Genomic DNA, 12,343 nt, shown 5'->3' on the forward strand with positions numbered 1-12,343 from the left:
TTGCCCGGTCGGGGGTTTGCGACTTCATCGGTGAAGTCGCAAACGCGCCAAAAATTGCCTTAAAGTTTACACAAATCAAGAGTTAATTTTGGCGAACATTATGAATTATTCTGGATTTACCTTGTGGTTTACAGGATTATCTGGCGCAGGTAAGACCACAATCTCAAAAGGCGTAGCATTGGTGTTGAAGGCAAGAGGTTATCGTGTAGAAATTTTAGATGGCGATGTGGTTCGCACTCACCTTTGTCAAGAATTAGGATTTAGCAAACAAGATAGAGATACAAACGTCCGGCGGATTGGATTTGTCGCCAATCTACTGAGCCGGAATCAGGTGATTGCAATTGTCGCCGCAATTAGTCCTTACAGAGAAATTCGAGAAGAAGTTCGACAAATGTCACAGAATTTTATAGAAGTTTATGTTAAGGCATCATTAGAAACTTGCTCTCAACGGGATGTCAAAGGGCTATATGCATTAGCAAAAGCTGGAAAAATCAAAGACTTTACAGGAATTGATAGCCCTTATGAAGAACCTTTAAATCCAGAAATTATTTGTCATACTCAATACGAAAGTATTGAATCAAGCATTACCAAGGTTATACAAGTTTTAGAAGAATGGGGATATATTTGCAGCCCTGCTGATAATGGGCAAAAACAGAGTATTTCAAATGATTGAGCTATTGGCTTAGTACCTGAGTTAGATGTCTCAGTCTAAAATTTGACAAATATTATATATTTGAGCAGCAAAGATGTTGTAGGGTAAATACTGAGAAAAACTAGCCAAATAGTGACCTTGCTGGACTCTTCACGTACCCCAAGCGATCGACACTCAGTATCTGCATCGGGCAATGCTGCGGTTCCTTCCTTAGAAATCAACGCTTCCCGCCAGTTCACCCCCTGGCTGTTCGAGCAAAATCTCAGTCTGGCATTTACCACCTACCAAGCAGGTAAATTATTTTTTATCGGCTTGCAACCAAGCGGCAAATTATCTGTATTCGAGCGCACCTTTGAGCGCTGTATGGGTTTGTATGCCTGTGGTAGCAGCTTATATATGAGTTCTTTATATCAACTGTGGCGTTTTGAAAACACCCTACAACCAGGACAAGTCCACAATAACTATGATGCTGTTTATTTGCCCCAGGTAAGTTATGTGACCGGAGACTTAGACATCCACGATATCGCCCTGAGTAATTCTCAAATAAATAAAGACTCAGAGAATTTAATATTTGTCAATACCCTATTTAGCTGTTTAGCCAGAGTTAGTCCAACCCATAGTTTTGTTCCCCTGTGGCAACCGCCATTTATTAGTAAATTGGCAGCAGAAGATAGGTGTCATCTCAACGGGTTAGCCATCCGAGATGGTCAACCCAGATATGTGACTGCTGTGAGTCAGTCAGATGTAGCAGAAGGATGGCGGGACAGGCGGGTTGATGGTGGTTGTGTAATTGATTTTGAGAGTAACGAGGTAGTAATTAGGGGACTTTCCATGCCCCATTCGCCTCGATGGTATCAAGGCAAGTTGTGGTTACTCAACTCTGGCACAGGAGATTTTGGCTACCTAGACTTGGAACGAGGCAGCTTTGAACCTGTAGCTTTTTGTCCGGGATATATGCGTGGATTAGCTTTTCATGGCGACTTTGCGGTAGTGGGGATTTCTCAACCGAGGCACAACAAGACTTTTAGTGGGTTGCCTTTAGATGAAAGATTGCAACAAAAAAACGCTGAACCTCGCTGTGGGCTACTGGTGATTGACCTGCGGAGTAGAGATATTGTGCATTCTCTGCGAATGGAGGGTGCAGTACTGGAATTATACGACGTGGTGGCACTAGCTGGGGTGCGTCGTCCAATGGCGATCGGTTTTAAGAGTGATGAAATTCGACGGATGGTGACGATGGGATAACAGATGTGAAATTTCACTAGCAAAAACAACTAACAACTGACCACTGACTACTGACAACTAACAAAGGAGATCAACAACAATGGCTAATGCAGTTTTGAATTTATCTGAGCTTAATGGCAGCAACGGCATTGTAATTAACGGTATTAATGCGCGTGACTACTCAGGCAATTCTGTCAGCAGTGCAGGGGACATCAACGGTGACGGCATTGATGATGTGATTATCGGCGCAACAGGTGCCGACCCCAACGGTCAAGATCGTGCAGGGTCAAGCTACGTAGTGTTTGGTAGTGGCAGTGTCTTTGCAGCCAGTCTCGACCTTTCAGAACTCGATGGTAGCAATGGCTTTGTAATTAACGGCATTAATGCAGATGACTTATTAGGTGCCTCTGTCAGCAGTGCGGGAGACATCAACAGCGACGGCTTCGACGACCTGATTATAGGGGCACCAGGTGCATCCCCCAACGGACAACGAGGTGCAGGGTCAAGCTATGTAATCTTTGGTACCAGCAGTGGTTTTGCAGCCAGCCTTGATCTCTCGTTACTGGATGGCAGCAATGGCTTTGTGATTAACGGTAATATATTTGACCGCTCAGGCACCTCCGTTAGCAGTGCGGGAGATATTAACGGTGACGGCATCGACGACCTAATTATCGGGACAGATAATTTTGGATCGCCGAGCTACGTAGTGTTTGGTAGCACTAGTGGTTTTGCTGCCAACTTCAACTTATCAACCCTAGATGGTAGCAACGGCTTTGTGATTAACCCTCGTAGCCTATTAAGCTCCGTCAGTAGTGCGGGGGACATTAACGGTGACGGCATTGACGATGTAATTATCGGGGACTACGAGGCCGAGGCCAACGGACAGTCTAGAGCAGGTAAGAGCTACGTGGTGTTTGGCAGCAGTAGCGGCTTTAGTGCCAGCCTTGATCTTTCATCTCTCGATGGCAGTAATGGCTTTGTAATTAACGGCATTAATAGAGATGACAACTTAGGCAGATCTGTCAGTAATGCCGGGGATATCAACGGCGACGGCTTCGACGACCTGATTATAGGGGCACCAGGTGCAGGGTCAAGCTACGTGGTGTTTGGCAGCAGTAGTGGCTTTAGTGCCAGCCTTGACCTTTCATCTCTTGATGGCAGTAACGGCTTTGTAATTAACGGCGGCGGCTCCGGTGCGGGGGATGTCAACGGTGACGGCATCGATGACTTGATTATCGGGGCATCAAGTGCATCCCCCAACGGTCAGAGATTTGCAGGGTCAAGCTACGTAGTGTTTGGCAGCACCAGTGGTTTTGGTGCTGGCTTAAACCTTTCATCTTTTGATGGCAGCAACGGCTTTGTAATTAATGGCATTAATGCATATGACTTCTCAGGCAATTCTGTCAGCAGTGCGGGTGATATTAATGGCGACGGCTTCGACGACCTGATTATCGGGGCATTCGGTGCCGACCCCAACGGTCAGTCTAGTGCAGGATCAAGCTACATAGTCTTTGGCTTCGCATCTCCTACGCCTACTAATAAACCTCCTATTGCGGTTAACGATACTGCTACTACCGATGAAGACACTGCCGTTAATATAGATGTCTTAGCCAACGACACCAACTCCCTAACGGTGACAGCTATTGATGGTAGGCAAGTTGTTATTGGCACTGCCATTACCCTGAGTTCTGGTGCTTTAGTTACCCTCAATGCTAATGGCAGCTTGACTTACGAGCCGAATGCTTCATTTGACTTTGTGGCTGTCGGTCAAAACGGCACTGATAGTTTTACATACACCACCAGCAATGGCAGCTTGACTAATACAGCAAGCGTCAACTTGACCATTAACGGAGTGAATGATGCACCCAAGGTTACTTCATTTTTCAACCTCTCGTCTCTCAACGGCAGCAATGGCTTTGTTATTAACGACATTGATATAAATTTCTCAATTTTCTATGCCAATAGTGCGGGCTTCTCCACCAGCAATGCAGGGGACATTAACGGCGACGGCTTCGATGACCTGATTATAGGGGTATCAGGTGTTGACCCCAACGGACAGACTTATGCAGGGTCAAGCTACGTAGTATTTGGCAGCAGTGCCTTTGGAGCCAACCTCGACGTTTCATCTCTCGATGGCAGTAATGGCTTTGTGATTAACGGCATTGATGCATATGACTATTCAGGCTTCTCTGTCAGCAGTGCGGGGGATATCAACGGCGATGGTATTGACGATGTAATTATTGGGGCATTCGGTGCCAACTTCACAGGACAGAGTTACGTAGTGTTTGGCAGCAGCAGTGGCTTTGGTGCTAGTTTAGACCTTTCATCTCTTGATGGCAGTAACGGCTTTGTAATTAACGGCATTGATTTCCTTGACTATTCAGGCTCCTCTGTCAGCAGTGCGGGAGATATTAATGGCGATGGCATCGATGACCTAATTATCGGGACATTCGGTACCAAGGATAGTTACGTGGTGTTTGGTAGCAGCAGTGGTTTTAGAGCTAGTTTTAATCTCTCGTCCCTTAATGGTAGTAACGGCTTTGTAATTAACGGCATTAATGCAGATGACCGCTTAGGTAGCTCCGTTAGCAGTGCGGGAGATATTAATGGCGATGGCATCGATGACCTGATCATCGGGGCAAGAGATGCCGGAGCCAATAAACAGTTTCGTGCAGGAGAGAGCTACGTGGTGTTTGGCAGCAGCAGTGGTTTTGAAGCTAGCCTCGATGTTTCATCTCTCGATGGCAGCAATGGCTTTGTGATTAATGGCGTTAATGCATATGACTACTCCGGCATTTCCGTCAGCAGTGCCGGGGATATTAACGGCGACGGCATTGACGACCTAATTATCGGGACAAGAGGTGACAACCCCTACGCCTACGCACAGCCTAGTGCAGGGGAGAGTTACGTGGTGTTTGGCAGAAGTAGCGGCTTTAGTGCCAGCTTCGACCTTTCATCTCTCGATGGCAGCAATGGCTTTGTGATTAACGGTATTGATAGGGGTGATAGATCAGGCATCTTTGTCAGCAGTGCAGGGGATATCAACGGTGACGGCATTGATGACGTGATTATCGGCGCACCAGAGGCCTCCCCCAACAGTCTGGTTCGTGCAGGAGAGAGCTACGTGGTGTTTGGCAGCAGTAGCGGCTTTAGTGCCAGCTTCGATCTTTCATCTCTCGATGGCAGCAATGGTTTTGTGATTAACGGTATTGATGCGCGTGACTACTCAGGTCGCTCCGTCAGCAGTGCAGGAGATATTAACGGCGACGGTATTGACGACCTGATTATCGGGGCATTCAAGGCCGATGAAAACGGACGACCTGATGCAAGAGAGAGCTACGTGGTGTTTGGCTTTGCGACTGCGGCTACCACTAACGAAGATACTGCCGTTAATATCCTTGCTAGCAATATCCTACGTAGATATACAGATATCGATGGCGATACTTTAACTATTAGTGACTTCACTAACCCCACTAACGGCACACTCACATTTAACGACAACAGCACGTCAGGCAACGCCAGCGACGACTTCTTCACCTACATCCCCAATGCCAACTTCAACGGCACTGACAGCTTCAACTTCACTGTCAGCGACGGCAATGGCGGTAACACCATCGGTACTTTTAACCTCAACATCAAGCCTGTTGATGATGCACCCATTGCCGTTAATGATAATTTGACTACTGGTTTCAATACTGCGGTAAGTATTCAAGCTAGTACTCTGCTGGCTAATGATACTGACATTGATAGCAGTAACCTCAGCATTACTGGTGTAAGCGGTGTAACTAACGGTACTGCGGTGTTGAATGATAACGGCACTCCAGACAACTTAGCAGATGATTTTATTGTCTTTACCCCACTGAATGGGTTGAGTGGCAATGCTAAGTTCAACTACACCATCAGCGATGGTAGCCTGACTGATACTGCCACCGTGGCGATCGCTGTTGGTGCTAAAATCACTGGCACTAACCGAAACGATACTATCTCTGGCACCCCAGGTGATGACAAAATCTGTGGTGGCAATGGCAACGACACCATCTGTGGCGGTAAGGGTAATGACATCCTCACAGGTGGCAATGGTAAAGATACCATCTTTGGTGGTAAGGGTAACGACATCCTCATAGGTGGCAATGGCAAAGATAAATTTATCCTTGCCTCAAAAGAAGGTACTGATATTATTACCGACTTCTGCATAGGTACTGACTTGATTGGATTGTCTGGTGGCTTAACTTTCGGTCAACTGAGTTTTCGTGGCAACAATATTCTAGTGACTTCTACCCCTGAAATCTTGGCAACGCTAACGGGAATTAAGACTACTACCCTAACTGTTTCTGATTTTATTAGCGTCTAATCAATTTCATTGAATTAATAATTTTGGATTAGAGCCAAGCAACTTGACTAATCCGATTATTTATCAAAGTGTGTGAGTGTTAAGCAGCATTTGTTTAATTACGAGGAGCAACCGCGACCGAGCAAGGAAGTTTCGCGGTAATGGCTGCCTCAGACCTTTGCTATAAGCGATTGACAGCCATTTGTAAAAAAGCTGTTGCTTACTTGATTTTCTTACTCAATAGCTGTTTCCCTCCTGGCGACCCTAGTCGTCTTTTTTCCATCGGTCTACGAAGAGAGTTAAAATACTGAACCCGATAGAGTCAGTGTGAGCTTCCTTGCAGAAATAGATGAAAAAAGCGATATCTGCGGTGGTCACTGAGCTTTATCGAAGTGCGGGCTACGCCTACGCACCCAATCAAAAGTGATTGACAAAAGCCTAAAATAACTTATTTATGTTGACACACAAGATGTTTTTTTGTACAGTACGTAAGTCCTAGTTTAGATAATTTTTTCAGATAAAAATACTGCTCAAAATAGTCTTTAGCTTGAAAAGCAAGGATAATAATCGATGTATTCATTATGAATTACTATAAGATATATATAAAATACTAAAGAATACTTTTTTTGATAATTACTTGGTTTGTTAAGTGCATATATCTGTATTCTAAAGATATGAAATCTCAATTTCTTCTCATTGAGAAAATTCGATTTCTAGCTGATTGCAAATATAACAGGATAGATTTATGCCATTTACCATTGATTCAGCTCGCGGTATTTTCCCTAATACGCTAGCCGCTGATGTCGTGCCAGCTACAATTGCTAGGTTTACTCAACTAAATGCTGAAGATCAATTAGCACTGATTTGGTTTGCTTACTTAGAAATGGGTAAACAAATTACTATTGCTGCCCCCGGAGCAGCCAACATGCAGTTTGCAGAAATAACCATGAATCAAATTCGACAGATGAATTTCCAAGATCAATCACAGGTGATGTGTGATTTAGCAAACCGCGCTGACACTCCGATTTGTCGAACCTATGCTACTTGGTCTGTAAACATCAAACTTGGTTTTTGGTATCAGCTTGGAGAATGGATGGAGCAAGGAATTGTAGCTCCGATTCCAGAGGCATATCAGCTTTCTGCTAATGCTTCAGCTGTATTACAAGCGATTAGAAACCTAGATGCAGGTCAACAAATCACGGTTCTACGCAATGCTGTAGTGGGGATGGGGTTTGATCCAAATCAATTAGGTGAATATACTAGAGTATCTGAACCTGTCGCTCCCCCGCAAGAAATAGGAAAGCGGACTCAAATTAAAATTGAAGGAGTTGACAATCCTACAGTCTTAAGTTACATCAACAACTTGAATGCTAATGACTTTGAGGCACTAATTAATTTATTCGCTCCAGACGGTGCGCTACAACCCCCCTTCCAAAGACCAATTGTTGGGAAAGATGCTATTCTTCGGTTTTTCAAGGAAGAGTGTCAAAACCTCAAATTAATTCCAGAGCGCGGTATTTCTGAATCTGTAGAAGATGGTTATACCCAAATCAAAGTTACTGGCAAAGTGCAAACTCCTTGGTTCGGTGCTTCTGTTGGAATGAACATTGCATGGAGATTTTTACTCAATTCTGAGAATAAAATTTTCTTTGTAGCAATTGATTTGTTAGCATCTCCTAAAGAGTTATTAAACTTGGCTCGTTAAAGGTATTTGCTCTCAGTAAACCTGCAACGATAAAAGGAAGCGCTCTTGCTACAAGAGTGCTTCCTTTTGATACAAGAGGTAGTACAATCCGGTAAAATAAAAGACTAAATGATTTTAAGGTTTGAGAATGCAAGTCAATGATGCTCAGTGGTCAAACACAGAGAAAAAGATAGCTCAGGAAGCTTTTGAAAAAGCTTATAAGCGAGAAATTAATACTTTGATTTCCGTTGTGCGCCAGCAAGCTAATGAAATTGTAGAACTTGATGATATCTGGCGTTTACACGACTTTTTAAGTGCCAGAAGACATGAGATAGACGGCAAGTACGACTATAGATATTCTGTTCTCATCTTTGTCTTTTCTGGTTTACTCAAGGATGGATGGCTGCATTTAGATGAACTAGAGGGTCTAGATAAAGACAAACTTACTAAAATAGCTGCTCTTGCACAGATGTAAAATTTCATTTCACACCTCTAAAACATCAGAGAGCGAAAAAAATTGACGGTTTGTGCAGTAGCAACTTTCCATAACACTATATAACAAATGTTAAAGAGAAACCGAGTTTTCAGCTGTTAACAAAGTAGTGTGACGGGAGTAACGCGAAAAAGTAAGATTGGTGTTGAGTCTTCAACTACAGCCTTATATCTCAATAAAATCTAGCTTTTTAGTTGCGATCGCAACCTGAAACAAGCTATGTAAGTCCCAGGTTTTAGCACCTGATAAAATCGCGTTACTCCTTAGTATAGGTCAATCGTGTAAAAATAGCTGATTAGCGATCGCATCTAGTACCTTGACAAAATTCATCTACCCAAGAAGCTAAACTTCGAGCATTAGTAGTAGGCATATTCTCTTTTCGAGAAATTTCTGATGGTTGCATGTTTATATATTGAGCGTTATTTTGCATCTTTTTAGCTAAGGTAAGTGTTGATATAGCTTTGCTGTTATTTGGAATCTCGTTTGTTAATGCCAACGACGGTAAAGTTTTAGCTGTAACGGGAACATCAGTAGTAATTGCCAATGATACTCCTGAAGTAAGTCTTCCAGAGGGTCGCAGATATTTACCAAGAAGCGGAGGGGCAGGGAGCAGGGAGCAGGGGGAGCAATTCCTGCCCAAAGCCGTAGAGCAGGGCGGAACATGGGTATAAAGCCCCGCCCTTCTAGGGCGCTCGAACTTAGGCGGAGTAACAAGCTCCGTTTCAGTTTTCTCCCTTGCTCCCTGCCCCCTGCTCCCCTGCCTCTTTTGACCATTTCTGGAAACCTCGGTGGTGATTATCAAGGATGTCCCTGAGGGAAACCGTCCCAAAGGCGATGGCGCAGCATTAGTGAGTCTTGTGTGTAAGATGCTATGCGTAGCCTGCTTCCCCTTAGAGGCAAGAGCTTCACGAGCCTCACCTGTTCGCCCTTGACGTTCTTGAACAATAGGATTTGTCACCAAATATCGGACTGTTTCATTTTGCCGTATAAATCCAGGGGGTGACTTGACAGAGTGTGGTGTCTTGACAACAGATTTAGTCGCAACTGCAACCAATGGCACAGGTGTAGGTGGGTGAGCCGCTTCTGTAGTAGCTATTAATGTTGGTACGGCTTCGTGCTTGTTTGGTAGTTCGATGGGTATTTTTTCTGAGTGTTGTATCTCAACAGGAGTCAGGAGGGTAAGTAATTCGCCTTCAGAATGTTTCTCCTGTGACAACTCACTTTCGAGGTGGTTCGCAACCAGAGAATCTTCTACTTTTAATAAAGTTAACTCTTCGTCAGGATTGAAGTTAAGACCTAAAGCTGTAACTATCTCATCGGGATTATTATTTAAATCCAGAATAAAAGGCAGTATCTCTTCAAATTGTGGCTCTAAGACAGAAAGAGTAGCCAAAATAAACCCCGACGATGGTCGTCTCAGTTGACCATACGTACCCCAAACCCGTATTTTGGTCAGCCAAGAACGGTTTTGCTCGTAGTAACTCAGCCACTTCAGTTTCAAAGATTGACGTAGCTGCTGAATATTCATTTGATGCCTCACTTCAATCAACGATAGTGCAAACCTGTTTTAAGTAGTTTTATCCCTAGTAGTTCGCCCAGAAAACTTGGCTGGGTTTATGGTAAAAAATCCAATTTTTTTCTTCTTTTACCTGTCTTCGCTCTTTTTTTCGGGTTGACAGACCACTAGGGATGAAACCGATAATAAAGCATCTGTTTGACCCTTTGGCCACCTAATAAGTGTTGTTCTACCAATAGAGGTACTTCTTGGGGTTGAACCCCGCTATACCAGACCATATCGGGTAATACTAAGACCATTGGACCATTACCACATTGTCCTAAACAGCTGCTAGCTGTTACCGCCACCTCAGGGACTGGCAAAGCCACAAAAGCTGCTAATACTTTAACTGCACCTTGCTTTTTACAGGTGCGATTTTGGCAAACACGCACACATTTAGCAGAAATTTGGTCTGCTTCTGGGAAGTTTGATGGTTGAATGATGTGAGTCATTTTTTAGATGAACTGTATACGGGCATGGGGCGTGGGGCATGGGGCATTGGGCATGGGGCATTGGGCATGGGGCATTGGGCATGAGGCATTGGGCATCCCTATCCTTCGGGAACGACTCCGTCGAACAACTTTGCTCAGGGCAAGTGGGCATTGGGCATTGAGCATGGAGATTATTATTCTCCTCTACTCCCTGCTCCCTGCTCCCTGCTCCCTTGCTTCTTCAGCTTTTCTGCCTGCTTACTAATCTACTGAAAGTCCTTTTGAAGCCAGCCATTCGCGGTTAAATATCCGTGACTGATACCGAGAACCACTGTCACATAAGATAGTAACAATAGTATGTCCTGGGCCTAATTGCTTTGCTAAAGCAATAGCTGCTCCAACATTAATACCTGTAGAGCCACCCATTAATAGCCCATCTTTTCGTAGCAGTTGGTAAACAACTCGCAAGGCTTCTGTGTCATCTATTTGAATGGCATCATCAGTAGGTGTGCCTTCCATATTGGCTGTAACGCGACTGTTACCAATGCCTTCGGTGATGGAATTGCCTTCGGTTTTGATTTCACCTGTTTTGACGTAGCTGTAAAGTCCACTACCCAAAGGGTCGGCAACAACACATTTAATCGCCGGATTTTGTTCTTTTAAGAAGAATGCTACGCCAGCAAAAGTACCACCAGTACCTGTTGCAGCTGTCCATGCATCAATTTTACCATCTGTCTGTGTCCAAATTTCTGGCCCTGTGGTTTCATAGTGAGCGCGGCGGTTAGCTAGATTATCAAACTGATTTGCCCAAATTGCGTTTTCCATTTCGCCAGCTATTCTGCCAGATAGCTTGACGTAGTTGTTTGGATCTTTATAGGGTACAGCAGGGACGGGACGAACTTCTGCCCCCAGGGTAGTTAGTGCGTCTATTTTTTCTTGTGACTGAGTATCGGGAATAATAATTAAGCATTTGTAGCCTTTGGCATTACAAATATGCGCCAGTCCGATGCCAGTATTACCAGCAGTTCCTTCTACGACAGTGCCACCGGGTTGAAGTAAACCTTTTTTTTCTGCCTCTTCAATGATGTAAAGTGCAGCGCGGTCTTTGACGGAACCCCCAGGATTGAGAAATTCTGCTTTGCCAAGGATTTCGCAACCTGTTTCTTCACTAAAGCTGTTTAAACGAATCAGCGGTGTGTTGCCAATGGTGCCGACAAATCCATCTTTGATATCCATTTTGAATCTACCTGAGTTCTGGTCTATAAAAATTTTTACTTATGAAAGTGGCAGGTTTTACAGATGTTTTACCAAAAATAGCAATATGCGATCGCCTATTTCTATTTTCAACTTTTGACAAGAGTATATCAAGATAAATTTTATACTTCACGTTTAGATTTATTCATAGAACATTATAGCGATCGCACTACTCAGTTTGATGATTTTATGGTTCAAAAATAATAGCGCCAACCTGTTTTTTAGGTAAGCGCTATCTTTTTAGTTTAATCCAGGGATAAATAATAGTTAATGATTTCCCTGAAGTTTACTCTTAATTAACTACGGTTTATTAAATTCTTACACGGCACTACTGCGGGTGATCAAATTCCACAAGAACACAGCGACAATTGCTCCAATAACTGCCACTATAATACCGGGAATACTCAGGCTGGCAGCCGCTAATGCAAATCTTCCTGTACTTAAAAGTACACCCAAACTACCACCAACGAAAGCGCCAATTATTCCTAATACAATTGTTCCCAGAATCCCACCACCTTGATGACCAGGGTAGATAGCCTTAGCAATAGCACCAGCAATTAGACCTAAAACAATCCAAGCAAGAATGTTCATTTTTGTAAGTTGAATAAATGTTTTTTACTAAAATAAATCCTACCAATCGGTCTATAACAATTACATCTATCATAAGAATTAATTATGATTAACCAAAAGACATAATAAAAAACTTCACGCCACTTGCAA

The 12,343-nt window shown here is 43.7% G+C and carries 8 protein-coding genes and 1 pseudogene; 5 read left to right on the forward strand and 4 right to left on the reverse strand.

Going from position 1 to position 12,343, the window contains the following annotated elements:
- Positions 1–100: 100 nt before the first annotated feature.
- The 5 genes from cysC to QI031_RS24035 all read left to right on the forward strand — a co-directional run bounded on the left by cysC (position 101) and on the right by QI031_RS24035 (position 8,365).
- Positions 101–673: an adenylyl-sulfate kinase gene (gene cysC / locus QI031_RS24015; protein ID WP_281482115.1), complete on the forward strand. Its 573-nt coding sequence runs from the start codon at positions 101–103 to the stop codon at positions 671–673.
- Positions 674–784: 111 nt separating this feature from the next.
- Positions 785–1,897, forward strand: a complete 1,113-nt coding sequence (locus QI031_RS24020; RefSeq protein WP_281482116.1) for a TIGR03032 family protein — start codon at positions 785–787, stop codon at positions 1,895–1,897.
- A gap of 79 nt (positions 1,898–1,976) precedes the next feature.
- Positions 1,977–6,227 carry a beta strand repeat-containing protein gene (locus tag QI031_RS24025; RefSeq protein ID WP_281482117.1) on the forward strand — a complete coding sequence of 1,417 codons (4,251 nt, stop codon included), beginning with the start codon at positions 1,977–1,979 and terminating at the stop codon, positions 6,225–6,227.
- Between the two features lie 724 nt (positions 6,228–6,951).
- On the forward strand, positions 6,952–7,911 hold the full coding sequence (locus QI031_RS24030; RefSeq protein WP_281482118.1) for an orange carotenoid-binding protein: 960 nt from the start codon (positions 6,952–6,954) through the stop codon (positions 7,909–7,911).
- A 127-nt stretch (positions 7,912–8,038) separates the two neighbouring features.
- Positions 8,039–8,365, forward strand: coding sequence for a hypothetical protein (locus tag QI031_RS24035; protein ID WP_281482119.1), 327 nt, complete (start codon positions 8,039–8,041; stop codon positions 8,363–8,365).
- A 1,275-nt stretch (positions 8,366–9,640) separates the two neighbouring features.
- Here QI031_RS24035 and QI031_RS24040 read toward each other — a convergent pair.
- The 4 genes and pseudogenes from QI031_RS24040 to QI031_RS24055 all read right to left on the reverse strand — a co-directional run.
- A pseudogene (locus QI031_RS24040) lies at positions 9,641–9,911 on the reverse strand (DUF5331 domain-containing protein); the annotation flags it as partial.
- Positions 9,912–10,066: 155 nt separating this feature from the next.
- Entirely contained in the window at positions 10,067–10,390 is a 324-nt protein-coding gene (locus tag QI031_RS24045) for a (2Fe-2S) ferredoxin domain-containing protein (protein ID WP_281482120.1), read from the reverse strand.
- A 240-nt stretch (positions 10,391–10,630) separates the two neighbouring features.
- A complete protein-coding gene (locus QI031_RS24050) occupies positions 10,631–11,605 on the reverse strand; it encodes a cysteine synthase A (protein WP_281482121.1) in 975 nt (324 codons plus the stop codon).
- A gap of 336 nt (positions 11,606–11,941) precedes the next feature.
- Positions 11,942–12,214, reverse strand: coding sequence for a GlsB/YeaQ/YmgE family stress response membrane protein (locus tag QI031_RS24055; protein WP_281482122.1), 273 nt, complete (start codon positions 12,212–12,214; stop codon positions 11,942–11,944).
- Positions 12,215–12,343 lie beyond the last annotated feature (129 nt).

It is taken from the genome of Halotia branconii CENA392, assembly GCF_029953635.1.
In the GTDB taxonomy this organism is placed as follows: domain Bacteria; phylum Cyanobacteriota; class Cyanobacteriia; order Cyanobacteriales; family Nostocaceae; genus Halotia; species Halotia branconii.